The following is a 24,446-nucleotide window of genomic DNA, read 5'->3' on the forward strand; positions in this document are numbered from 1 at the left end:
GGCGGGAATCGCCCGTGGCGTCAGCTGTCGGAACCCACGGTGACCGCTGTCGCCTCGTCGGTCAGCTCGTCGATCTCGGTTTCCGCCGTGTCTTCCTCGACGTCTATCCCGGTCAGGTGCGGCCGCGTCATGAACAGCACGCCGGCACCGGCCAGCACGGCGCCCGCGCCTACCCAGTACGGCAAGTGCACGCTGACCTGCTCGCCGAGCACCCCGGCCAGCCATGGGGCGACGGCGGCACCGCCGAAGCGCAGGAAGCTGTAGGCCGCCGAGGCCACGCCGCGCTCGACGGGCGCGGCCTTCATCACGGTCTCGGTGATGAGCGTGTTGTTGATGCCGATGAACAGACCGGCGATCACGACACACGACGCCAGGACGGTCCTGGAATCCGTCCAGACCGCCATCACGGCCAGCACCGTGGTGAACGCGAGCAGATTGAGGATGAGCACGCGCACCGTGCCGAAGCGGTGTTGCAGCCGTGGTGCGACCACGACTGAGGTGAACGCCAACGCCAGGCCCCAGCCGAAGAAGATCAGCCCGATCTGGTGGGCGGTCATGTCCAGTGGGAAGGGCGTGAACGCCAGCAGGGTGAAGAAGCCGAAGTTGTAGAGCAGTGCGGTGATCGCGACGCCCAACAGCCCCCGGTGGCGCAGCGCCCGGAACGGGTCGGCCAACGTGGTGGCATGTTCGGCCCGCGGGGTGGCCGGTAGGAGGAACGCGGTGATCACCAGGGCGAAGGCCATCAGCGCCGAGACGCCGAAGAACGGGCCGCGCCAGGAGATCGAGCCGAGTACGCCGCCGACCAGCGGGCCGATCGCGATGCCCAGGCCGAGTGCCGCTTCATAGAGGATGATGGCTTGTGCCACAGAGCCTTTGGCGGAGTTGACGATGGTGGCCAGCGCGGTCGCGATGAACAGGGCGTTACCGAGGCCCCACAGTGCGCGCCAGCCCACGATCTCCATGACGGAGTCGCTCATCCCGGCCAGACCGGCGCCGGCGATGATGATCACCAGGCCGAGCAGCAGCGTGCGCTTGGGGCCGATGCGGCTGGACACCACGCCGGTGATCAGCATCGCTACGCCCATCACCGCCATGTAGCTGGTGAACAGCAGAGACACCTGCGACGGAGAGGCGCCGAGGTTGTCGGCGATCGGTTTGAGGATCGGATCGACCAGTCCGATGCCCATAAAGGCGACGACGGAGGCGAAAGCGACGGCCCATACGGCCTTGGGTTGGCGCCACATCAGGGCGGTAACTCCTAACTAGTTTTCGGTTGAGAGGGGACGCTCGTCGACGTCGCTGAGCAACCGGCGGATGATGCCGACGGAGGCTGCCAGCGTCCGGCGTTCCTCGGCGGTGAGCCGTTCGAGCCTCGGGTTGATCGCCGCGGCACGGTCCGCCCTGGCCTGCTCGAGGGTCTGCCGGCCCTGCTCGGTGATCCGGATCAGTACCGCGCGGGCATCGCCGGGATCGGTGGTGCGGGACACCAGGGCGGCGTCCTCCAGACGGCGAACCTGGGTGGTCATGGTCGGCTGCGAGCAGTGGTCGAGGTATGCGAGGTCGGATATGCGGGCCTCGCCCTGGTCCTCGATGGTGGACAGCAACCGGGCCTGAGCCCAGGGGAGCGGCAGGCGGGCGCGTTGGGTGGCGAGTCGATTCAACCGGGCGACGACCGACAGCAGGTCGGCGCCAAGCTCGGATTCGTCGGTTACCGTGACATCCTCGGTCGGGGTCGGCATGCCTCCATATTTACATAGATTCACTATGTAGTCTAGCTGCTCGTCGTGCTGTCGCTCACACAACGGGCAGCCGACGCCGACGATCGCGGCTGGCAGAATCGAACGATGACCGCGATACCCCCGGCGACGACGCCTCGGCGCGGCCTCACCCCAGGCGAGCTTGCACAGGCCGCGGTGATGGCTGCGCTGTGTGCGGCCACCGCGATCATCGCGGTGGTGGTGCCGTTCGCAGGCGGGCTCTCGGTGCTGGGAACGGTGCCGATGGGCCTGCTTGCCTACCGCTACCGGCTGAGGGTGCTGCTTGCGGCCACCGTCGCTGCCGGCACCATCGCTTTCCTGATCGCCGGCATGGGCGGACTGATGACGGTCGTCGACTGCGCCTACATCGGCGGACTGACCGGTGTGGTCAAGCGTCGCGGTCGAGGCACCGCGACGGCATTCGGCGCGGCGATCGTGGCCGGCGCGCTGTTCGGGTCGGCGATCGTGGTGGCGCTGACCGTGCTGACCCGACTGCGCAGCCTCATCTTCGACTCACTGAGCGCGGGCATCGAAGGGATGGCCAAAGTACTCGAGCGCATCCCGGTGCTCGACGTGGCCGCCGAACCGCTGCGGACCATCTTCGCCACGATGCTGGACTACTGGCCGCTGCTGATGTTGTTCCTCGGCATCACCAGTATCACCTCGGTCAGCATGATCGGCTGGTGGGCGCTCTCGCGAATCCTGGCTCGACTACTCGGGGTCCCGGATGTGCACAAACTCGATGCCGACACCGAAAGTGACAACGTGCACGGCACCGTCGCCCCCGTTCCGGCGCGGCTGACCGACGTGCGGTTCCGGTACCCGGGCGTCGAGCGCGACGCGCTGGGCCCGGTGTCGATGGAATTCCAGCCCGGCGAGCATGTCGCGGTGACCGGACCGAACGGCTCGGGCAAGACGACGCTCATGCTGATGCTGGCCGGGCGCCGACCCACTTCGGGCAGCATCGAGCGGGCCGGCGCCGTGGGACTGGGGCGCATCGGCGGCACCGCAGTGGTGATGCAGCACCCGGAAAGCCAGGTGTTGGGCACGCGGGTGGCCGACGACGTGGTGTGGGGACTGCCCGCTGGCGCGACCGCCGATGTTGAGCGTCTCCTGGCCGAAGTGGGGCTTGACGGGCTCGCCGAACGTGACACCGGGGGATTGTCCGGTGGCGAACTGCAGCGGCTGGCCGTAGCCGCGGCGCTGGCCCGCGAACCCTCGCTGCTGATCGCCGACGAGGTCACCAGCATGGTGGACCAACAGGGCCGCGACACCCTGATGAGCGTCCTGTCCGGGCTGACCGATCATCATCAGATGTCACTGGTGCATATCACGCACTACAACGACGAGGCCGATTCCGCCGACCGTACGGTGAAGCTCAGCGGCAACGGCGGCACCGCCGACAACACCGACATGGTGCAGACGTCGGCCGTCCCCCTGGAAGTGACGCGTGCCGCTCCCAGTGCTGCGCCGGTGCTGGAGTTGACCGGCGTCGGACACGAATACGCCAGCGGAACCCCTTGGGCGAAAACGGCTTTGCGTGACATCACCTTCACCGTCAACGAGGGTGACGGAGTGCTGGTCCACGGCCTGAACGGTTCCGGAAAATCAACCCTGGCCTGGATCATGGCCGGGCTGACCGTGCCCACCTACGGCGCATGCCTGCTCGACGGAGCGCCGGTGGCACAGCAGGTGGGCTCGGTGGCGATCTCGTTCCAAGCTGCCCGCCTGCAATTGATGCGCAGCACCGTCGGGCGCGAAATCGCATCGGCCGCAGGCTTCTCGACGCGTGAGCACGACAAGATCGCGCGTGCACTGGAGATGGTCGGTCTGGATGCGGCACTGGCGGAGCGCCGCATCGACCAGCTCTCGGGCGGTCAGATGCGTCGTGTCGTGCTGGCCGGGCTGTTGGCCCGCTCGCCACGCGCGCTGATCCTCGACGAGCCCCTGGCCGGACTGGACGCCGCCAGCCAACGGGGGCTGCTGCGGTTGCTCGAGGATCTGCGGCACAACAACGGGCTCACGGTCGTCGTCATCTCGCATGACTTCACCGGCCTGGAGAGCCTCTGCCCACGCACGCTGCACCTGCACCGCGGTGAACTCGCTCTTGCCCCGACGACCGCCAAAGGTGCCCGATGACCGCTCCGACCCGAGGACAACGCAAACCGGTCGTGCTGTTGCGTCCTGTTCCCGGCGACACCGTCATCCACCGGTTGTGGGCCGGCACCAAACTGCTTTCCGTGGCGGGTATCGGTGTGCTGCTGACCTTCTATCCCGGATGGGTGCCGATCGCCGCCGTCGCGGCGCTGGTTCTGGTGACCGCGAAGCTGGCGCGCATTCCGCGTGGCGTGCTGCCGTCGATCCCGTACTTCTTGTGGATCCTGCTGGCGCTCGGCGGGGCGCTCGCCGCGCTGGCCGGCGGCTCCCCGGTAATCGACATCGGCTCGGTACAGATTGGTTTGGGCGGGCTGCTCAACTTCCTGCGGGTCACTGCACTGGCGATCGTGCTGCTCGGGCTCGGCGCGCTCGTGTCCTGGACGACGAACGTCGCCGACGTCGCCCCGGCGGTGGCCACCTTGGGTCGTCCGCTGCGGCTGCTGCGCATCCCCGTGCACGACTGGGCGGTGACGATTGCGTTGGCGCTGCGGGCTTTCCCGATGCTGATCGACGAGTTCCGTACCTTGTACGCGGCGCACCGGCTGCGCCCGGTCGAACCCGCCGAGACGTTCCGGGCGCGGCGCAGACAACGGGTGGCCAATCTGGTAGATCTGCTCGCCGCTGCCGTCACCGTGGCGTTGCGCCGCGGCGACGAGATGGGCGACGCCATCACCGCACGCGGTGGTGCGGGCCAGATCTCGGCGGTGCCGTCACGGCCCAGGGCGCGCGACTGGATCGCCTTCACCATCCTCGTTCTGGTCTGCGGCACTGCCCTGGCCCTGGAGCTCACCGTCCTGCCCACCAGCCTGCCCCGTCGCTGAAGGCTGCGCGGGGCGCGACCTGGTCAGCCGGATGACTACGTAGACGATCACGGCCGCAATGACGAAGGCCGCCAGCCACGGCAGCAGCAGGCCGAACAACATCACGAACCCGGAAGCCGCCGACACCAAGCCGTGCCAGCCGCGCTCGACCTGGCCCCAGAACCCCTGATACTGCGGGGTGGGCCCACCGATCTGCTCGGCGGTGATGTCGAGATTAACTGTGCTGTAGTCGATCTGGTCGCCGAGCTGAGTGCGCTGTGCACGCAGGCTGTCGAGATCGGCCTGGCGCTGCGACAAGGCGTCCTCGGCCTTGATCAACGCCTCGGGGTCCTTGGCGTCGCGCATGATCCCGAGCAGCCGGTCCACCGAAGTCTGCAATGCCTTGATGCGGGCATCGAGATCGACGCGCTGCGAGGTCACATCGTCAGAGCGGACCTCGACGGTCTGTACCGTGCCGAGTTTCTTGAACTCGTCGAGGGTGCCCTCAAGCTTGGCGGCCGGGACGCGTAATGCCAGTGAGATGTGTGCGCGCCCGGAGCTGGAGCCGGCGTCCTCGGAGCGGCTGTCCACCCGGCCGCCGGCGTCGGCGGCGAGCGCCACCGCCTTGTCGGCCATTGCGGCCGGGTTGCCGGTGGTGATCGTCATCGACGCGGTCTTGACGATGTCGCGCTTGACCTCAGCCGGTATCGGCGCGTTCTTCATGCCCGGGCCGCTTTCGGGTGCCGGCGCCGCCGGGGCGAATCCGGCGTCATTAAGCGGGGCGGCCGGCGCCGAGGAATTGGGAGAGTGTCCGGCCGCGCAGGCCGGAGCGAAGGCCAGCGTGGCCGCGGCAATCAGGGCCACCGTCAAGCGGCGGTGGCGGGATGCACTGGTGAGCTGGGGCATCCGCCCAATGTAGGCGATGTACCGGATGGCAGAGGCTGATCGCTCCCCGTGGTCAGCGCGCTGCGGCGGTGTTGGCCGCCCACTGGGCGTCGGCCAGCGACTTCTCGACATCGCGGCGGCCCAGGAACATCTCGTCGAAATATGGCTTGAGGGCCTGATATCCGGCGGGGAAGCCGGCCGCGCCCGGCGCTGGGATCCGCGGCCCCCGCAGCACCCGGAAGAACGGGCTGACATCAACGCCGCGTGCCTTCCAGTAATCGTGGTAGACAGGCTGGGCTGCCAGTACGGCCGGGATTGCGGCACCGCCCGCGCCGAGGAATTCGTTGCCGCGCTTGCTACCCATCCAGTTCAGCACCTCGCGCACCGCAGCGGGATGGTGCGTGGCCGAGTTGGCCGCTGCCGCAATGCCGTTGGTCACACTGACCCGGCCTTTGGGTCCGGCCGGCAGCATGACCACGCCCCACCGGAACCGGGCCTGATTCGCAATGGCGGCCAAGTTGTAGGTGCCGGACTGGAACAGCGCCATGCGGCCCTGCAGAAAGGTATTGCGGGAGAAGTCCCCGTTGTTGTTGGTGGCCGACGCCGGTGGGGCGACGTGATCGTCGTTGATCATCCGGACCAGATACGTGAAGGCCTCGACGGCTTGCGGGTTGTCGAAGGCGAAACGGTCTCCGATGTTGAAGATGCCACCCGCCGAGCCGATGTAGTTGAGGTAGATGCCCTGCAGATCATTGGCGGCGTTGTAGCCCCACTGCCGGATCCGGCCTGCGTCGAAACCCTCGGCACCGGCCGTGCGGCCCTGCTCATCGACCGTCAGCCTGGCCGCCAGCGACCGCAGGGTGTCATCGGGCCCGTTCGACCACCGCAGCGTGGTCAGGTCGGCGAGGTCCACCCTGGCGGTGTCGATCAGGTCGGCGTTGAAGTAGACCGCGATACCGGCATCGGTCAGCTGCGGAACGGCCCACAGGGCGTCGTTGCGGGTGAACTGGTCGACCACCGAAGGCTCCCAGGCCAGGGCGGCATCGGTGCCCAAGGTCTGCCCGATGTCCAGCAACCGGTCGTTGTCGGCATATCCGGCCAGGTAGGCGTTGGAGAGCCAGAAGATGTCCTCGGCACTGCCGCCGGCCACATCGGTGCGCAGGCTGTCGAAGTAGGACGAGTAGGCGACGGTGTTGACCCGCACCTCGATATCGGGATGCTCCTTGCTGAACTCGGCAAAAGACTCCCGATAGGCCGCCGCGACCTGTGAGTCCCACAGGCGCACGGTCACCACGGTGCGGCCCTCGGGTTCGGTGGTGCGGCCGAGCAGCACGGCGGCGACCAGCAAGACGGCCATGGTGAGTGCCAGGCCGGCGGCCAGCAGACTGGAGCGCCTCATGGTCGCCACCCGCGAGATCGACGTGAGGGTCGTTGCGGAGGCGGTTTCACAGCCCTGGTGTAGATCTCGGCGATCATTTGATGCCCGTCACCACGATCGAGCGGACGATGTTGCGCGAGAATGCGACGAACAACACGATCAGCGGGACGATCGCCACCGTGGTGGCGGCCATGACCAGCGTCCACTGCGCGTTGTACTGCGTCTGCAGACCGGCCGTCGCGACCGTCAGTACCTGCCACTTGCTGCCGCTGGTGATCACCAACGGCCACAGGAAGTTGTTCCACTGGCTCACCACGGTGATCAACGCCAGGGTGACCAGGATCGGGCGACTGGCCGGCACCACCACGTGGGCGATCACGTCGAGGGTGTGGGCACCGTCGAGGCGGGCTGCGTTGATCAGATCTCCGGGAATCGAGCGAAAGTACTCGCGCAGCAGGAAGATCGCGTAGGGCGAGCCGAACATGAACGGCAGCACCAGCGCCCAGAAGGTATTGCGCAATCCCGCCTCGGCCATCATCAGATACAAAGGCACCACGGTCACTGTCGCGGGCACCATCAGCGTCGCGATGTAGATCCAGAACAGTGCGTCGCGTCCGGGAAACCGCAGCCGGGCAAAGGCATAGGCGGCGAGCACCGAGAACACCAGTTGGCCCAGCAGGATAGTCGAGGTCACCACTGCAGTTACTACAAAAGCGCGACCGAACCCGGCGTCGGACAGCCCAACATAGTTCTCCAGCGTCGGGGGCGTGGGCAGCGACAACGGGGGATCGGTGGCGAACTGCTCAGCCGAGGTGAACGAGGTGAGCAAGCCGAGCCCGAACGGCAGCAGCGTGATCACCGCGCCGAGCAGAAGGCCCACGTAGATCAGTGCGTTACGTGAGGTCATAGCTGATCCTGCGACGGAAGTAGACGTGCTGGAGCAGCGTGATGCCGACGAGGATGACGAACAGCACGATGGCCATCACCGAGGCCCGGCCCACCGCGGCCGCACCGAACGCCTCGGCATAGATGCGGTGGGCCACCAGGTCCGTGCGACCTTGCGGTCCGCCTGCCGTCAGCGCGTACACGGTGTCGAATACCTGTGCGGCGCTCACGATTCCGGTGACCAGCACGAAGAACATCGTCGGGCGCAGCATCGGCAGGGTGATGTGACGGAACCGCTGCCAGTCGGTGGCGCCGTCGGTGCGGGCGGCGTTGTGCACATCAGCGGGGATGTTGAGGATGCCGGCCAGGAAGAACAGGGTCACGTAGCCGACATTGGTCCACACCACCACCGCGGACACGACCGGCAGGGCGAGTCCCGGGTCGGTGAGCCACTCGACGGGCCGGCCCAGCACGGTGCTCAGCGCCCCGTCGGTGGGGGCCAGGATCCATTTCCACAACACCGCGATGGCCAGTGGTGCGCAGATCCACGGGAGCACGTACACGGTGCGGAAGAACCCGGTGCCCGGCAGTCCCCGGGCGAGCAGCGACGCCGCGATCAGCCCCAGCACGGTCTGCGTCGGCACCACCAGCAGCACGAACAGCAGTGTCACCCCCAGCGAGGTGGCGAACGACGAATCGGTGAGCACCGACGTCCAATTGTCCAGCCCCACATACTTGATCGGGCCCAGCAGATCCCACTGCTGCAGGCTCAGCCAGAGCACTACCAGCATGGGCAGCAACAGGAAGGTGACGACGCCGAACAGGCTGGGGGCGACAAGCGCATATCCCAGTGCAGTCGTGCGGACACGCGAGGTGGCCATCGAGTCATTAAAGCGGTTCGTGAGCCACAGGGGCCACGGTGGGCACCTTCAACGTCCAAATGCCTCGGCGTCATCCCGGACGGTGCAATTTGCGCAGATGACGTACATCACTTGACCGCTGCGGAATCGAAGTCCCGGCTTTGCGCTTGTAGCTGGTAACAGCAACAGAATGACCGGGGGTTATCTCATGAGCACAGCGCAACCAGCCCGAAAGGGCAGCGTGATCTCCACGGTGGCACAGTCCGCGATCTTTACTGCACTCGCTCTGGTCGCGATCGTGTTCGGTTCGCTGGCCGGCCCGATCGCCTCGGCCAACGCTGCCGACGGATGCTCCGACGTCGAGGTCGTGTTCGCCCGCGGCACCAACGAGGCGCCCGGTGTGGGCGCGACCGGACAGGCATTCGTCGACGCGCTCACCGCCGACCTGCCCGGGAAGACCGTTGACGTGTACGGGGTGAACTACCCGGCATCGCTGAACTTCGGCCAGGCGGCCGACGGCATCGCCGACGCGAGCAACCGGATCCAGTCGATCGCCGCGACGTGCCCGGCGACCAAGATCGTGCTGGGCGGTTACTCGCAGGGCGCCGCGGTGGCGGGGTACACCACCGCCAGTAACGTTCCCGCCGGATATGTCCTGCCCGCGAGCATCAGCGGACCGATGCCGGCATCGGTCACCTCACACATCGCGGCCGTGGCGCTGTTCGGAACCCCCGACGAGTGGGTTCTGGGCCTGGCCGACCGCAGCGCACCACCCATCGTCATCGGTGCGCCGTACGTGGCCAAGACGATCCAGCTGTGCGCCCCCGGTGACCCGATCTGCTTTCCCGGCGGACTGAATCGTGCCGCCCACAGCTCCTACAAGGACAACGGAATGGCAGTCCAGGCAGCCGATTTCGCGGCCCGCCAATTGGGTGGCGGCGCTCCGGCGGCGACGGTGGTGCAGACCGCCGGCGAGGCCGGCACCAACTGACGCCAACTGAACAAGTCAGACGGCCGGAAGCGGGCACACCGCTTCCGGCCGTCAGCGCTCGAGGCCTCGGAACCCGGCGACGGTGTCAGCCAAGGTGATTCGCGGATCACGGTAGGTGATGCCCAAATCGCGTTTGCTCGGTGAGTCGTCGGAAGCCGGCATCTGCGTGTAGTACTGCATCCCGGCTTCGGTGAACGGTGTCTGGAACGGCAGAAACGGCCCCATCCGGTCGAGCACCTGTCCGGCGACGCGCAGCACGGTGTCGGGAACCGGGACGGCGAACATGGTCTTGTCGCCCACCTCGGTGAGCAGCTTGGCCAGTTGGTCCACCGGAATGCGATGGCCTCCGGCCATGTAGCGGCGGGGTCCGCGCCCGGGTTCCAGCAGCGCGACATGCAGGGCGGCCAGGTCACGACCGTCGACGATGGTCCAGGCGGCGCTGCGACCGGGAATCGCTCCGAGTTGCAGTGCGGCGGCAACCCCCTCGCCGGCCTCGCCGAACTGATTGCCGACCGGCGGGCCCATGACCATGCCGGGATAGGTGATGTTCACCGGCGCGCCGGCGTCCTGCATTCCGCGGGCATAGATCTCGACCTGTGCCTTGGACCGCCCGTACCCGTCGGTCCCGCCGAACACCGGCAGGTCCGCTTCCAGAGTGTCAACATCGGGGTTGAACAGCGCGGTGATGCTCGAGACGTGGATGATCGGATCGAGGCCGAGTTCCGCGGCGCCGCCCAACACATTCCGCGCACCGTCCATGTTGGTGCTCATCATCTGCGCGGTCTGGCTCGGATCGGTGGCCACCAACGCCGCGCTGTGCAGCACAGCGTCGCAGCCCTCCAGTGCGCGCATGACCGAATCGCGGTCGGTGATGTCGCCGACGACATGGTCGGAGACGTCGACCCCGAGCTTGGCGACGCTGGTCTGCAGCCGGTCCGGATTGCGCACCAGAAAGCGAACGGAATGACCGGCGTCGGCAATCGCTTTCGCGCTCCAACCGCCCACAAATCCGGTCCCGCCGGTGACCAACACTCGCATGACGCCAAGCTAGTCCGTCTAGCGCGGCAGGGAAGCCGTTTGGTCGGCTCAGCCTCCGTGCCGTTTGGTCGGCTCAGCCTCCGTGCTGAATTTGTCGGCTCAGCCTCCGCGCAAAGTGGCGAGCTCCTTCATATTCGCCAACCCCTGCTCCTGCGCCTCATCGAGGAACCCCGGCAGCGGGGCCCGCAATTCGGGCGATACCTCGTGGTCGAGCAAAGCCTGCAGGTCGGCCTGCTTGGCGCTCCGGCCGGCCTGGTTGTCGAGCTCTTGAATACCGGAATCGGTTGTGTAGTCGTACAACTCGTGATGGATGGGCCGGGAGGCGTCGATGTCCATACTGCCGGGCTTCCAGTACGTGTACATGCCGAGCTTGGCCTGCGGCGTACGTACGGCGACGATGTGGCTGGGCGCCGAGGTCGGAATCTCGGTGGGTGGGCCGGAAGCGCCGAAGAACTTCTTCGCCAGTGGCGATTTCATCAAGGCGGCCATCTCCTCCACTGACATGTCGTCGGTGGCATGCGCGATCCACGGTCGGCCCGAAGCCGCTGCGTCGGAGGCGATCCCGGCGATGTCGGCGCGGCTCGCCAGGTAGGAGTAGCGGGAGTCCGACCGCCAGCTCGCACCCCCGTGGGCGATGGTCATCAACAGCGGCGCCAGGTCGGCGCTGGAAGTCAGCTGGGTGCGGGTGTCGCCGGGCCCCGGTGTCAGGCGACCCGACGGATCGCGGATGTAGAGCGGTACCCGGATGCTCTCCTCGTAGACGGCGGCCCCCTTGCCGCGCAGGCCGTGCGACCCGGCGTACTCGCCGTGGTCGGACGTGAACACGACGATGGTGTTCTCGTCGATGTCCGGCCGGGTCGCCAGCGTGTCGAGCACCCGGCCGATCTGGGTGTCCACCTGCTGATGCAGCCACAGGTACATGTCCAGGCACCGTGCCCACTGCGCGGCTGACTCTGGCCCGGTGTAGTCCATCGCACCGGTCATCAGGGGCGACATGAAGTTCATGTAGTCGATCTGCAATTGGGGCTTGCCACGACGACGCAGATCGTCGGCGGTCTCGAAATTTACCGGCTTCGCACTGAACCGGCGCGGAACATCTTCCGGCAGAGGGTTTTTCGGCCACCAGCAGATGTCATGCGGGTTGACCAGCGACACTGTGGTGCACCAGGGGCCCTCGTTCGCGTGGGCGTCGAACCACCCGGCGAACTGATCGACGATCGACGGGTCCTGCTGCAGGCCCTGGTTCGGCGCGCCGTTGGGGGATGGGTACGTGCCGCCGGAGAAGCCGTGGACGTCCAGGCCGTCGGGTGTGTTGTCGGCCGCGCTGCCCAGGTGCCACTTGCCCCACCACCAGGTGCGGTAGCCGGCGTCGCGCAGCATCGTCCCCCACGTGGGGAACCGGGCCGCCAGCGTCGACTCCGTCGGACCTTCGCCGGTGTACAGGCACCCGGTCTGGTGGGAGTACAGCCCTGTGGTCAGTACCCCGCGCGACGGTGTGCACATGTTCGACGCGCTGTAGTGCGAGCCGAACGAGGTGCTGCGCGTGCGCAGCTGGTCGAGGTTCGGCAGCAGTGCGCCGAGTTGCTGCGCATCGGGGAACCATTGCGGCGCCCGCATCTGGTCGACCATCACGACAAGGATGTTCGGCTGCGCGGCCACGCCCGGGCTGCGTCTGCCCAGCAACTCATAGCCGCCGAATCCGACCGCGGCCGCGCCGGCGGCCACTGCCGCACCACCCAGGACTGTCCTCCTGCTGAGCTCTGCCATCCAGCCAGGTTAGGCCTCGCTACGATCGGTGTGGTGTTGACGGCTCAAGATTCGGTGACCTGGGAGCCGCGACGCATCGCCGTCGCCGGGACGACAGGGTCGGGCAAGACGACGCTTGCGACGCGACTGTCGCGCCAGTTCGACCTTCCGTACGTCGAGATCGACAGTCTGTATCACGGACCGGGCTGGGAACCCCGGCCCACGTTCATCAGCGACGTCGAACAGTTCATCGCGGGAGATTCCTGGGTGATCGAGTGGCAGTACCGCGCCGTGCGAGGTCAGATCCTGGCGCGAGCGGACACGCTGCTGTGGCTCGACCTGCCGACCCCGGTGGCCATGCGTCAGTTGACGCGTCGCACCGTTCGAAGACGAGTCCGCCGCGTCGAGTTGTGGAATGGCAACACCGAACCGCCTCTGCGCACGATCTTCACTGACTCGGACCACATCCTGCGCTGGGGTTTCCGCACTCGAAACAAGCTCCGCGACAGTATCCCTGTGCTGGGACCGCAGTTGCCCCACCTGCACATCGTCCGATTCACGCGCCACCGTGATGTCGAGGCCTGGTTGAGCCGCGTTGCTCCTACCTGAACCAAGCCGGCCCGCGGCGCCGCTACCGTGGGGGCGTGACAGCTCAACGACGCGTGGACGCCGACTTCCTGGAGCTGCCCCGGTTCGAGTTGGCTGACGCGGCACTTGCCGCGGCCGCCGCCGCGGGCGCCAGCTATGCCGATCTGCGGGTTCACCGCATCACCACCGAGATCATCCAGCTACGCGACGGCGAGTTGGAGATGTCGGTGGTCAACCGTGAAGTGGGGTTGGCGGTGCGGGTGATCGTCGACGGCGCGTGGGGATTCGCCTCTCATGCCGAACTGGCACCGGCAGTGGCGGCCGATACGGCCCGCCGCGCCGTGCAGGTGGCCAGGACGCTCGCGCCGCTGAATGCCGAGCGCATCGAGTTGGCCGTCGAACCGGTCTACTCCGATCTGACCTGGGTGTCCGATTACGGCGTCGACCCGTTCGTGGTCCCCGCTTCCGACAAGATCGCGTTGCTCGGCGAATATTCGAGCCGGCTGCTGGCGTCCGACGGGGTGGACCACGTGTCGGCCGGGGTGAATGCCGTCAAGGAACAGACCTTCTACGCCGACACCTTCGGATCGTCTGTCACCCAGCAGCGGGTACGGGTGATGCCGACGATGGAGGCGGTGGCCGTCGACCCCGCTGCCGGGTCGTTCGAGACGATGCGCACCCTGGCGCCGCCGACCGCTCGGGGCTGGGAAGCACTCGCCGGCGATGAGGTGTGGGACTGGACCTCTGAGCTGGCGGAGCTGCCAACGCTGCTGGCCGAGAAGACCAAAGCGCCGTCGGTCATTGCCGGCCCCACCGACCTGGTGATCGACCCGTCCAACCTGTGGCTGACAATTCACGAATCCATCGGGCACGCCACTGAATACGACCGGGCCATCGGCTATGAGGCGGCCTACGCCGGGACGTCGTTCGCCACCCCGGACAAACTCGGCGCCATGCGCTACGGCTCGCCGGTGATGAATGTGACGGCAGACCGCACCGTGGAATTCGGCTTGGCCACCGTCGGTTTCGACGACGAAGGGGTGCGGGCCCAGAGTTGGGACCTGGTGCGCGACGGCGTGTTTGTCGGGTACCAACTGGACCGAGTGTTCGCGCCTCGTCTTGGTCAGTCTCGCTCCAACGGCTGCTCGTATGCCGATTCGCCACACCACGTTCCGATCCAGCGGATGGCCAATGTCTCCCTGCAGCCCGGTCCGGAGGATCTGAGCACTGACGACCTGATCTCGCGGGTGTCCGACGGCATCTACGTCGTCGGCGACAAATCCTGGTCAATCGACATGCAGCGGTACAACTTCCAGTTCACCGGCCAGCGGTTCTACCGGATCCGGGACGGCCGGCTCGACGGGCAATTGCGCGATGTGGCGTACCAGGCCACCACCACCGATTTCTGGGGTGCGATGGAAGCTGTCGGAGGCCCGTCCACCTGGCGGCTCGGCGGGGCATTCAATTGCGGTAAGGCCCAGCCCGGGCAGGTGGCGCCGGTCAGCCATGGTTGCCCGAGCGCGCTGTTCCGCGGCATCAACGTACTGAACACCCGGACGGAGGGCGGCCGATGATCGGCGCACAGCAGGTCGTCGACATCGCTTTGGCCGCTGCCGATCAGCGGGACGGAGCCCGCGAAACCGTAGTGTTGGTCACCGACCGCACCGATGCGTCGCTGAGGTGGGCCGGGAACTCGATGACCACCAACGGTGAGACGGTCAGCCGCACCATCACGGTGATCTCGATCATGCGCCGCGGGGACAAGGCACATGTCGGGTCGGTGCGCTCCACCGAGGTGGATCCGGCGGTGATCCCGGAACTGGTGGCGGCCGCTCAGCGTGCGGCGGTGGCCTCGCCTGAGGCGCGTGACGCCGCACCGCCACTGCCGGGCGCGGGGATACCGGCCGATTGGGATGCGCCGGTGGCGGGCACCGGTACGCAGGTGTTCACCGGCATCGCCGGCGATCTGGCCAAGGGATTCGCCGGTTCCGACCAGCTTTACGGGTATGCCCGCCACGTCATGGAGACGACGTTCGTGGCCACCTCGACCGGCCTGCGGCGTCGCTACACCCAGCCGACGGGGTCGGTGGAGATCAACGCAAAGCGTGATGGGGCCAGCGCCTGGGCCGGGGTGAGTACCGCGGATTTCGCTGATGTGCAGGTGGATGCGTTGCTCGACGAATTGTCGCTCAAGTTGGGCTGGGCCGAGCGGACCGTCGAACTTCCGGCCGGCCGATACGAAACACTGATGCCGCCCTCGACGGTGGCCGACATGATGATCTACCTGACCTGGGCCATGGACGGCCGCGGAGCGCAAGAAGGGCGGACGGCCCTGTCGGCTCCTGGCGGGACGCGAGTGGGGGAGAAGCTCACCGATCTGGGGCTGACGTTGTACTCCGACCCGCTCGCCGAAGCGCTTGCCTGCCAACCGTTCGTCGCGACACCGACCTCCTCGGAGCGGGTGTCGATCTTCGACAACGGCATGGACATCGGCCGGGTCGACTGGATCCGCGACGGTGTGGTCAACGCGTTGGCCTACCCGCGGGCGGTAGCTGCCGAATACGGCACACCCGTCGCGGTGCCGGCAGACAACCTGCTGATGACCGGTGGCACAACCGAATTGGCCGACATGATCGCCGGTACCGAACGCGGACTCCTGCTGACCACGCTGTGGTACATCCGCGAGGTCGACCCGACGGTGCTGCTGCTGACCGGGCTCACGCGGGACGGCGTCTACCTCATCGAGGACGGCGAGGTGACTGCTGCGGTGAACAACTTCCGGTTCAACGAGAGCCCGCTGGATCTTTTGCGGCGCGCCACCGAGGCCGGCCTCAGCGAGGTCACCCTGCCGCGCGAATGGGGTGACTGGGCCACCCGGGCATCCATGCCAACACTACGGATCCCGGATTTCCACATGTCCTCGGTGAGTCAGGCGCAATGAGGTAACGGTGTTGTCCCAGCGGCAGTTCACGGTGTACGGCCCGTCGCACTGGGCCGCCATCGCCGTGTTTGTCTCCGGCGCGGTGCTGGTGGTCTGGCTCGGGCGGCGCCAGAGCGGCCACCAATCAAGGATATTCGGCCGTATCCTCGGCGCGCTGACAGCAGCGATCTACGTCGCGATGCTCGCCTACACGCTCATCCCGCCGTCGATCGACCGGTCGGTGCCGTTGCGGTTGACCGACTTGGCGACCGTCGTCGGGGCTTACGCGCTGTGGTCGCAGCGGCACTGGGCATTTGTGCTCACCTACTACTGGGGCCTCGTGCTGAGCATCCAGGCCCTCATCTCACCGGTGCTCAAGAGCCCAGACTTCCCGCACTACGAATTCCTGGCGTTCTGGTCCATCCACCTGCTCGTGGTCTGGGCGGCAATCTATTTGACCTGGGGGCGCGGGATGCGTCCGCGGTGGCGTGACTATCGATTGGTGGTGCTGGTGACCGCAGTGTGGGCCGTGGTCACCATGGCGTTCAACGGTATTGCCGGCACCAACTACGGATTCCTCAACGCCAAACCTTCCACTGCGTCGTTGCTCGATCTGATGGGTCCGTGGCCGGTCTACGTGCTGGTGGCAAGTTCCTTGGTGGCAGTCGTGTGGGCGCTCATGACGTGGCCATGGGAACGTCGACGGGTTCGTGGCCACTGAGGCGCTCGTCCCACGCCTGCAACACCCGCGCGGAGGTACGCGGAGTCGCCAGGCTCACGACGACGTACGTGATCAGGCTGGACACCAGGCCGTAGTAGATGGGCTCGTTCGCCAGCACATCGCCGACGACTGCCATGGTTCCCAGCGTGACGATCGTGCCGACCGCCATTGCCGCCAACGCGCCCGCGCCGGTGGCGCGCTTCCACAGGAACCCGCCGATGATCGGCACCAGCAATCCGCCGACCAGGATGTCGTAGGCGATGGTCAGGGCGCCGACCACGTCGTTGAGCAACGCGGCGATGATGATCACGATGACGCCGAGCACCGCGACATAGCGGCGGTCGGAATGCACGTCCACCTCTGGGTTTTCGGCTTGCTCGGGCTTGCGGCCGAGCATGCGCAGCAGCAGCGGCTTGATGTCGGTGCGGGCCACCGTGGCGGTGGCGATCAGTGCGCCCGAGGCGGTGGACATCATCGCGGCGACGGCCGCGGCGAGCACGATACCGCTGATACCCACGGGCAGAATCGCTTCCGCGATCTGGGCATACACGTCATCCTTGGCCTTGATATCAGGCATGAAGGTCGATGCCGCCAGGCCGATCAATGCCCCTGCGATCCCGTAGAATACGCAGTAGACGGCGGCCGTGGTTCCACCCCACCGCGCTACCTGCGGTGAGCGGGCGGTGAAGACCCGCTGCCAGATGTCCTGTCCGATCAGCATTCCGAAGCTGTAGACCACGAAGAACGTGATGATGGTGTCGGTTCCGATTGCGGTGAGGTTGAAGACAGTGTCACCGGCGCGGTCGCGGATGCCGTCGAATCCGCCGGCCCGGTGCCAGGTGAACGGCAGCAGCAGGAAGAACACGCCGATGGTCTTGAGCACGAACTGCACCATGTCGGTCAGGGTGATCGACCACATGCCACCGATCGACGAGTACAGCATGACGACCGCGCCGCCAATGACCACCGAAAGCGTTCGGCCCGTGCCGAACAGGACGTTGAACACGGTCGCGTAGGCGATGGTGGAGGTGACCGACAGCATGAGGGTGTAGGCCGCCATCACCAGCCCGGAGGCGGACGTCGCGTCGACCCCGTAGCGCAGGCTCAGCATCTGCGCGACCGTGTAGACCCGGAGGCGCTGAATAGGTCCGGCGAACAAAAGACTCAGTGCCAGTAGGCCGACGGCGATCGCCACCACCAGCCACATACCCGAAACTCCCCATTTGTAGCCCAGGCCGACGCCGCCGACGGTCGACGCGCCGCCGAGGACGACGGCCGCCATGGTGCCGGTGTACAACGCGGGCCCGAGGCGTCGGCCCGCGACCAGGAAGTCGGCGGAGTCCTTGGTGCGGGACTTGCCCCAGAATCCGAAGGCGAGCATTGCCACGAGATAGACGACGACGATCGCGATATCGACTGGTTTACCCACGATGGTTCCTTCGGTCAGAGGTGAGTGGGAGCGAACATCTTGAGCACTGCGGGCAGGACGACAACGGCCGGGCCGTCGGTGTCGAACGTGGCGGCCACCATGTCTCCGACGTCGTCGGGTGTGGCGGTGTACGCGGGAATCCCGAAACTGGCTGCGAGCCTGGCGAAGTCGGGCCTGGCCAGTTCGGTGGCGGTCGCGGTGCCGAACTCGGCCGTCATGTACTCACGGAGGATCCCGTAGCCGCCGTCGTCGACGATCAGCCAGGTGACGTTAGCGTCGTGCTGGCGGGCGGTGGCCAATTCGGCGATCGAGTACATACCCCCGCCGTCACCGGACACCGCGAACGTCCGTTGTCCGGTGCTGATGGCGGCGGCCAGAGCGGCGGGAAACGCGAAACCCAAACCACCTGCACCCTGGGCGGAATGGAAGGCACCGTCTTGTGGATCCCACACCGACCAGGCCCAGTACCCGGCAATCGTCATGTCCCAGAAAGTGTGGGTGCTCGACGGGACCGCGCCCCGTAGATCAGCCATCAGTCGCAGCTCGGTGGCCACGTCCTGCCCGGAAAGCCTGTCCTGCACAGCGCTTCGCAATGCGGCGGCCTGCGTGACGCCGAAGGCGTTGTCGCGAGATTCGACGTGCTCGGCCAGGGCACGCATCGCCTGTGTGGCGTCGGCGTGGATGGCGAGTGCGGGGTGGTTGGCCTCGAGCACGCGCGCCTCGGCATCGATATGGATGATCTGTCCGTGCGGCGAGAACGTGAAGTAGTTGCTGGTGACCTCGCCCATCGCGGTGCCGACCGCAACCAACACATCGGCATCTTCCAACAACTCGGTGGTGTAGCGGTCCTCGATCCAGGATGCCGCCGACAGCGGGTGGTCGAAGGAGATGGCGCCCTTGCCGCCGACCGTGGAAACCACCGGGGCGCCCAGCTTTTCAGCCAATGCCAGCAACGTCTCCGGTCCGCCGGCCGACCTGCGCACGCCCCCGCCGGCCAAGATGACCGGTCGACGCGCGGAATTCAGCAGGGTCGCGGCCTCCCGCACCAGCTCGCCACGCGGGGCGCGTTGCGTCGGCGTCGCCCCGAGCGCGGTCACCGGCGGTACCGTCGTCGGCTCCAGCAGCACGTCCTGCGGAATCTCCACCCACGTCGGCCCCGCCGCCGCCGAGCGTGCGAGTGCGTAGGCGTCGGCGATCAGGCTGGGAATTTCGGCGGCCTGCCGCACGGTGGCAACACTTTTGGTGACGTTGACCGCACTGGCTTTCTGATCGTCGAGCTGGTGCAGCATCCCCCGGCGCAGTCCCATGCCGGATCGCGGCACCTGACTGGCGATCACCAGCACCGGCACCCCGGTGGCGTAGGCCTCCTGCAGCGCGCCGAGTGCGGTCAGCGCGCCCGGCCCGGTTGACAGGAACAGCACGCCGACCTCGCCGGTCACGCGGCTGTAGCCGTCGGCGCCGAACGCGGAGTTGTTCTCCACCCTTGAGCTGACGAACGTCAGGTCACTGCGCCGGATGGCGTCGAACAGGCCTAGCGCGTTCTGGCCCGGGATGCCGAACACATGCGAGACACCCAGCGCGGTAAGGGTTTCGACGACAAGGTCGCCGCCGTTACGCATCAGGGCCCAAGGCCAGCAGAGACACCAGATCGTAGGCGACGTGCGACGCGGCGACACCGGTGATCTCGGCATGGTCGTAGGCGGGAGCCACCTCGACCACGTCGGCGCCCACCAGGTTCAGGCCGCGGAACCCGCGCAGGATCTCCAGCAGCTCGCGGCTGGTCATGCCGCCGGCCTCGGGCGTTCCGGTGCCGGGCGCGTGAGCCGGGTCGAGCACGTCGATGTCGATCGACACGTAGACGGGCCGGTTCCCGAGGCGCTGGCGAAGCTTGTCGACGACCTCGCGTACGCCTTGGTAATACACGTCGGAGGAGGTGACGATGCCGAAGCCGAATCGGCGGTCGTCCTCGAGGTCCTTCTTGCCGTACAGCGGCCCCCGCGTACCGACGTGCGACAGCGCCTCGGTGTCGAGAATGCCCTCCTCGACGGCGCGGCGGAAGGGCGTGCCGTGGGTGTACTCGGCACCGAAGTAGGTGTCCCAGGTGTCGAGGTGAGCGTCGAAGTGCACCAGTGCGACGGGGCCGTGCTTGGCGGCCGCGGCGCGCAGCAGGGGCAGCGCAATGGTGTGGTCGCCGCCGATGGTCACCAGTTTGGTGCCGTCGGAAGTGAGGTCGCGGGCGGCGCCTTCGATGGTCTCGATCGCCTCGTGGATGTTGAAGGGGTTGACCGCGATATCGCCGGCATCGGCGACCTGGATGAGCTCGAACGGGGACACGTCCATGGCGGGGTTGTACGGCCGCAGCAGACGAGAGGACTCGCGCACGTGGGTGGGACCGAACCGGGCACCGGGACGGTAGGACACACCGGAGTCGAAAGGAATACCGACAACGACCACTTCTGCCTTCTGGGATGCATTGGTGACCTGGTCGAGTCGGGGCAGGCGGGCGAAGGTGGCCGGGCCGGCGAAGCGCGGGATCTTGGATGCGTCGACGGGGCCGATCGGGGTGGACATGCTGTCACTTCCTCTGCGGTCAATGTGATGTGCGTTACGGTAAACCCGCAGCTCAGGACATGCAATCGATTCGATCATCAGATGCGGCACGGAGATATTGATGTGACGGTGCCGAATATCATTTCGATCAGAAGACGCGGAGAATCGTGCCGATGATGATCTTTGTGCCGGTAGATTTGCGAGGAAAATTTTTCGGCTGAATTTCGGGCGGTGTCGAGTGGACGAGGTCGACGAGGCGATCATCAGCCTGCTGGAGGGCGATGGGCGGTTGACTCACCGTGACATCGCGCAGCGGGTCGGGCTGTCGCGATCGGCAGCGGCTGCGCGGACGCAACGTCTGATCGACGCCGGGCAAGTGGTGATTCGCGGCGTCGTACACCCCGCGGTGCTCGGCCGTGGCGCCCTGGCTCATGTGAGCGTGATGGTCGACGGACCGGTCACCCGGATCGCGACAAGCCTGGCGCAGCGCGCCGACATCGCGTTCCTATCGCTGACCAGCGGTGCGCACGGGCTGATCGCGGAGGTGCGGGTCGGGTCGATCCGCGACATCGACGGCGTGGTCGCCGAGTTGCGTGCGATGGAGGGTGTCGTCGGGGTCGACACGCTCACCTATGTCGAGGTGCTGCGCGACGTCGTCGGCCCGGTCGGGGATGTCAGCGTCGACGTCGATGATCTGGATCTGGCGCTGCTACGGGCCTTGCAGGATGACGGGCGGGCGTCCTATGTGGATCTTGCCGAGACGGTGGGACTTTCGCCTGCGGGAGCGCGACGGCGCGTGGTGCGGTTGGTCGAATCTCAGGTGGTGCGCGTCGGCGCAGTGGTCCGCCATTCCGGGCAGGATCGCCAGAGTGCGCTGGGTCTCGGCATCCGGCTGACCGGGGCGGGCGGTGAGGTGGTGTCGGCGCTGCTGGGGATGCGGTCGGTGATCTTCGTGGCGCGCACCCTCGGTCACTTCGACCTGTTGGCCACGGTGCGGGCGTTCTCGGCGGCGCAACTGGTCGAAATCCTCGATGCGGTTCGCGCGTTGCCCGGCGTCGGAGTGGTCGACAGCTGGGTACATCTGGACGTGATCAAGGAGAGCTACGCCTCGGGTCTGGACATCTTTCAATCAGGGGCCGGGTAACCGCACGATGCCGGACGCGGTGGTGGATACTGCCGGTGTGTCTGCCGATCTGCTCAGCGAGTTGACGCACCTGGTTGCGCTGTCTCCACCAAAGTTGGCCGATATCAATGCCGACGTGCGTGAGGTGTGTGCGTCGACGCTGGGGCTGCCGCCTCTGCCGGCGGAGAGCCGCGGCGGCGCCGTCGATCCCATGGTCACCGAGTTCGCCGAGCAGTTCAGCATCGACGTCACCGGTATCACCGCCGCCCAGCGGGCCGCGTTCTCCGACCTGCTCGGGCCCGATGTGTTCACCGTGACGACGCTGATCTATGTGGCCGACTTCGTGCCGCGGATGCGCGCCGGGTTGTCCGCCCTGGGTGTGGACTGGCCGGCCGAGCCCGTCGTCTGGGACCACGAAACAAACGCAGCCGACTATGTGCTCGACACCTTCATTCCCGCGGTGGGGCGGATGCGTGAGCTGGACCCGGTGACCTCCGAGATCGTGCGGCTGCGTGGGGCCCGTCAGCACAACTGCCGGTTGTGCAAGTCGCTGCGGGAAGCCGGGGCACTGGAGGCCGGTGCTACCGAGTCGGACTACGACGGCATCGACGACTTCGAGAACTCGAACCTTTCGGAACGGCACAAAGCCGCGCTGCGGTACGTCGACGCGCTGATCTGGACTCCGGCCCAGGTGTCAGGTGACGAACTACGCCAACACTTTTCGCAGGATGAGGCGGTCGAACTGACCCTCGACGTCATGCGTAACGCGTGCAACAAGGTGGCAGTCGCGCTCGGGGCCGACGGTGCCCGCGTCGACGAGGGCACCGAGGAGTACCGGCTGGGGGCCGACGGCCAGCCCATCTACAGCTGAGATTCGCGGGCGTGCCCTGCGCCGATTTCCACCTGCGGGTTGGCGCCCCTCGGAAACCACCACCCTCAGGTAGAAATCGACGACACGAGGCGCAGAACGTCATCGACTTCGGCTTCGGTGGTGGCCCACGAACACACGAACCGGACGGTGGGCCGGTGCGGATCGGGACGGTGGACGGAGTAGCCCGCCGAGACCGCGGCGTAGGCAGCGGGTTCGAGGTCGACGAATATCTCGTTGGCTTCCGTGGGCGCGGCCAGTGGCAGGCCGAGCGCGTGCAAGCCCTTGCTGAGGCGGGCGGCCATCAGATTGGCGTGGGCAGCTGTCTGCAGCCACAGCTCATCGCGCAAGATCGCCTCGAACTGCGCCGCGATGAAGCGTTGCTTGCTGGCCAGGTGGCCGATCTGCTTCTGCACGAAGTGAATTCCGTCGAACAACTCGGGACGGCGCACCAGGATCACGTCGCCCATCAGCATGCCGTTCTTGGTGCCGCCCACGGTGACGATGTCCGCGTCGGCGATGGCCTCCGACGCAGAGATATCCAGGGCTGCAATGGCATTGGCGATGCGGGAGCCGTCAACGTGCACGAGCAGGTCGAGATCGTGGGCATGGTCGATGAAGTCCTTGATGGCGGGCGGACTCCAGACGCGGCCGTTCTCGGTGGACTGAGTGATGGTGACGACCCGTGGCTGCGAATGGTGCACCGGGCCGCGGCGGGCCACCGCGATGTCGAGCACTGACGGGTCGATCAGACCGTTGTCGCTGGGCAGCTTTGTCACAGGAGCGCCCGACAGCCGGACCGGCCCACCTGCCTCGTCGACCAGCGAGTGTGCGATGTCGCTGCACAGGATCTCCTGCCACGGCCGCACGGCCGACGCCAGCGCGATGATATTGGCCGCCGTGCCGGTGAGTGCGAACAGAACCTCGGCGTCGGGGGAGTCGAACGCGGCCTTGACGGCTTGGGCTGCGCGTTGTGTGGTGGGATCGTTGCCGTACGACGCGACGGCGCCATTGTTGGCCGCGACGATCGCATCGATCACGTTCGGGTGTGCAGGTGCGGCATTGTCCGAGGCGAACGCATGAGAAGGCACGCCCGCCATGATCCCACCGCGGACTGCTACTTCGAGGCGACCTTCTTCTTGAGGAACAGCGCCGGCAACACCACCGTGGCCGCGGCCGTGACCAGCCAGACCACCACGGTGGCGGCGATCCAGGACCCGATTCCGCGGATGCTGAGGCCATGGGTGAGCGCCGAGGCCAGAACCAGCGCGACCAAGGTGGAGATCAGCCCGATACCGCCCAGGAATGCCGAGGCGTAGCGGCTGGCCATCTTGAGGAAGAACGGCGACAGGATCGACTGTGCGAGGGCGAAGATCACCACCGCGGTGATGAAGCCCCACGCCGACACCGAGACGCCGGGGACCAGCCAGGCGGCAACCAATAAGCCGATGGCCGAGGAACCGAGGAAGATCGCTATGCGCAGCAGAAAGCGGATCATGCGGTGAGCGTAACCACGGCCCGCCCACCTGCGGCCCCTCATTGGCATCTGTGCACCCGGCGTGTGCGACCATATTGCCGCGCAGATGCGCTCGGGGCGGTAGCTCAGTTGGTCAGAGCTGGGGACTCATAATCCCTAGGTCGCGGGTTCGAGCCCCGCCCGCCCCACTCAACACTTGTATGACGTCGGGTGATGGCTGACATTTCAATGTCGGGTGATGGCTGACAGTGTTTCGGCTGATGCTTTACACCT

22 protein-coding genes and 1 tRNA gene are annotated in these 24,446 nt (G+C 66.8%); 10 read left to right on the plus strand and 13 right to left on the minus strand.

Annotation, left to right across the window (positions count from 1 at the left end):
- Positions 1–20: 20 nt before the first annotated feature.
- The gene (locus tag ACZY08_RS27025) at positions 21–1,244 is read right to left on the minus strand and encodes an MFS transporter (RefSeq protein WP_463747680.1); all 1,224 of its coding nucleotides are present in this window, start codon (positions 1,242–1,244) and stop codon (positions 21–23) included.
- Between the two features lie 18 nt (positions 1,245–1,262).
- On the minus strand, positions 1,263–1,739 hold the full coding sequence (locus tag ACZY08_RS27030) for a MarR family winged helix-turn-helix transcriptional regulator (RefSeq protein WP_463747681.1): 477 nt from the start codon (positions 1,737–1,739) through the stop codon (positions 1,263–1,265).
- 105 nt (positions 1,740–1,844) lie between these two features.
- Between ACZY08_RS27030 and ACZY08_RS27035 the strand changes: the two genes are divergently transcribed.
- Both ACZY08_RS27035 and ACZY08_RS27040 read left to right on the plus strand, forming a co-directional pair.
- Positions 1,845–3,896, plus strand: coding sequence for an ABC transporter ATP-binding protein (locus tag ACZY08_RS27035; RefSeq protein ID WP_463747682.1), 2,052 nt, complete (start codon positions 1,845–1,847; stop codon positions 3,894–3,896).
- Complete coding sequence (locus tag ACZY08_RS27040) at positions 3,893–4,735, plus strand: energy-coupling factor transporter transmembrane component T family protein (protein ID WP_463747683.1); 843 nt, start codon at positions 3,893–3,895, stop codon at positions 4,733–4,735. The genes ACZY08_RS27035 and ACZY08_RS27040 overlap by 4 nt, the downstream gene beginning before the upstream one ends.
- Here the strand turns inward: ACZY08_RS27040 and ACZY08_RS27045 are convergent.
- The 4 genes from ACZY08_RS27045 to ACZY08_RS27060 all read right to left on the minus strand — a co-directional run bounded on the left by ACZY08_RS27045 (position 4,625) and on the right by ACZY08_RS27060 (position 8,743).
- On the minus strand, positions 4,625–5,620 hold the full coding sequence (locus ACZY08_RS27045) for a DUF4349 domain-containing protein (RefSeq protein ID WP_463747684.1): 996 nt from the start codon (positions 5,618–5,620) through the stop codon (positions 4,625–4,627). The genes ACZY08_RS27040 and ACZY08_RS27045 overlap by 111 nt on opposite strands.
- 52 nt (positions 5,621–5,672) lie before the next feature.
- Positions 5,673–6,998, minus strand: a complete 1,326-nt coding sequence (locus tag ACZY08_RS27050) for an ABC transporter substrate-binding protein (RefSeq protein ID WP_463747685.1) — start codon at positions 6,996–6,998, stop codon at positions 5,673–5,675.
- 73 nt (positions 6,999–7,071) lie between these two features.
- Positions 7,072–7,884: a carbohydrate ABC transporter permease gene (locus tag ACZY08_RS27055; RefSeq protein WP_463747686.1), complete on the minus strand. Its 813-nt coding sequence runs from the start codon at positions 7,882–7,884 to the stop codon at positions 7,072–7,074.
- A complete protein-coding gene (locus tag ACZY08_RS27060; protein WP_463747687.1) occupies positions 7,871–8,743 on the minus strand; it encodes a carbohydrate ABC transporter permease in 873 nt (290 codons plus the stop codon). The genes ACZY08_RS27055 and ACZY08_RS27060 overlap by 14 nt, the downstream gene beginning before the upstream one ends.
- Before the next feature lie 187 nt (positions 8,744–8,930).
- Here ACZY08_RS27060 and ACZY08_RS27065 point away from each other — a divergent pair, with 187 nt between their 5' ends.
- Positions 8,931–9,713: a cutinase family protein gene (locus ACZY08_RS27065; RefSeq protein ID WP_463747688.1), complete on the plus strand. Its 783-nt coding sequence runs from the start codon at positions 8,931–8,933 to the stop codon at positions 9,711–9,713.
- A gap of 51 nt (positions 9,714–9,764) precedes the next feature.
- Here the strand turns inward: ACZY08_RS27065 and ACZY08_RS27070 are convergent, their stop codons facing one another.
- Entirely contained in the window at positions 9,765–10,751 is a 987-nt protein-coding gene (locus ACZY08_RS27070) for an NAD-dependent epimerase/dehydratase family protein (protein ID WP_463747689.1), read from the minus strand.
- Positions 10,752–10,850: 99 nt separating this feature from the next.
- Entirely contained in the window at positions 10,851–12,518 is a 1,668-nt protein-coding gene (locus ACZY08_RS27075) for a sulfatase-like hydrolase/transferase (protein WP_463747690.1), read from the minus strand.
- Between the two features lie 33 nt (positions 12,519–12,551).
- Here ACZY08_RS27075 and ACZY08_RS27080 point away from each other — a divergent pair, with 33 nt between their 5' ends.
- The 4 genes from ACZY08_RS27080 to ACZY08_RS27095 are packed head-to-tail and all read left to right on the plus strand — an operon-like array spanning position 12,552 to position 16,726.
- The gene (locus ACZY08_RS27080; RefSeq protein ID WP_463747691.1) at positions 12,552–13,106 is read left to right on the plus strand and encodes a P-loop NTPase family protein; all 555 of its coding nucleotides are present in this window, start codon (positions 12,552–12,554) and stop codon (positions 13,104–13,106) included.
- Positions 13,107–13,141: 35 nt separating this feature from the next.
- Complete coding sequence (locus tag ACZY08_RS27085) at positions 13,142–14,659, plus strand: TldD/PmbA family protein (protein ID WP_463747692.1); 1,518 nt, start codon at positions 13,142–13,144, stop codon at positions 14,657–14,659.
- Positions 14,656–16,026: a metallopeptidase TldD-related protein gene (locus ACZY08_RS27090; protein ID WP_463747693.1), complete on the plus strand. Its 1,371-nt coding sequence runs from the start codon at positions 14,656–14,658 to the stop codon at positions 16,024–16,026. Before ACZY08_RS27085 ends, ACZY08_RS27090 begins: the two co-directional genes overlap by 4 nt.
- Before the next feature lie 7 nt (positions 16,027–16,033).
- On the plus strand, positions 16,034–16,726 hold the full coding sequence (locus tag ACZY08_RS27095) for a YwaF family protein (RefSeq protein WP_463747694.1): 693 nt from the start codon (positions 16,034–16,036) through the stop codon (positions 16,724–16,726).
- On the opposite strand, the gene ACZY08_RS27100 is transcribed toward ACZY08_RS27095, so the two are convergent.
- Genes ACZY08_RS27100 through speB form a run of 3 tightly spaced genes read right to left on the minus strand, consistent with a single transcriptional unit; the run spans position 16,683 to position 20,726 of the window.
- Positions 16,683–18,155 carry a sodium:solute symporter family protein gene (locus tag ACZY08_RS27100; RefSeq protein ID WP_463747695.1) on the minus strand — a complete coding sequence of 491 codons (1,473 nt, stop codon included), beginning with the start codon at positions 18,153–18,155 and terminating at the stop codon, positions 16,683–16,685. The genes ACZY08_RS27095 and ACZY08_RS27100 overlap by 44 nt on opposite strands.
- Positions 18,156–18,169: 14 nt before the next feature.
- Positions 18,170–19,774 (minus strand): thiamine pyrophosphate-binding protein, encoded by a 1,605-nt coding sequence (locus tag ACZY08_RS27105; RefSeq protein WP_463747696.1) that lies wholly within the window; start codon positions 19,772–19,774, stop codon positions 18,170–18,172.
- On the minus strand, positions 19,767–20,726 hold the full coding sequence (gene speB, locus ACZY08_RS27110) for an agmatinase (RefSeq protein WP_463747697.1): 960 nt from the start codon (positions 20,724–20,726) through the stop codon (positions 19,767–19,769). The genes ACZY08_RS27105 and speB overlap by 8 nt, the downstream gene beginning before the upstream one ends.
- A 217-nt stretch (positions 20,727–20,943) precedes the next feature.
- Here speB and ACZY08_RS27115 point away from each other — a divergent pair, with 217 nt between their 5' ends.
- Together ACZY08_RS27115 and ACZY08_RS27120 are read left to right on the plus strand one after the other, a co-directional pair.
- Positions 20,944–21,849 carry an Lrp/AsnC family transcriptional regulator gene (locus tag ACZY08_RS27115; protein ID WP_463747698.1) on the plus strand — a complete coding sequence of 302 codons (906 nt, stop codon included), beginning with the start codon at positions 20,944–20,946 and terminating at the stop codon, positions 21,847–21,849.
- 7 nt (positions 21,850–21,856) lie between these two features.
- Complete coding sequence (locus ACZY08_RS27120; RefSeq protein WP_463747699.1) at positions 21,857–22,699, plus strand: carboxymuconolactone decarboxylase family protein; 843 nt, start codon at positions 21,857–21,859, stop codon at positions 22,697–22,699.
- A 65-nt stretch (positions 22,700–22,764) separates the two neighbouring features.
- Here the strand turns inward: ACZY08_RS27120 and ACZY08_RS27125 are convergent, their stop codons facing one another.
- Positions 22,765–23,796 (minus strand): threonine aldolase family protein, encoded by a 1,032-nt coding sequence (locus tag ACZY08_RS27125; RefSeq protein WP_463747700.1) that lies wholly within the window; start codon positions 23,794–23,796, stop codon positions 22,765–22,767.
- A gap of 17 nt (positions 23,797–23,813) precedes the next feature.
- Positions 23,814–24,194: a phage holin family protein gene (locus tag ACZY08_RS27130; RefSeq protein WP_463747701.1), complete on the minus strand. Its 381-nt coding sequence runs from the start codon at positions 24,192–24,194 to the stop codon at positions 23,814–23,816.
- Positions 24,195–24,287: 93 nt separating this feature from the next.
- Here ACZY08_RS27130 and ACZY08_RS27135 point away from each other — a divergent pair.
- A tRNA-Ile gene (locus ACZY08_RS27135) sits at positions 24,288–24,361 on the plus strand.
- Positions 24,362–24,446 lie beyond the last annotated feature (85 nt).

The organism is Mycobacterium sp. IDUB_9 (assembly GCF_055419505.1).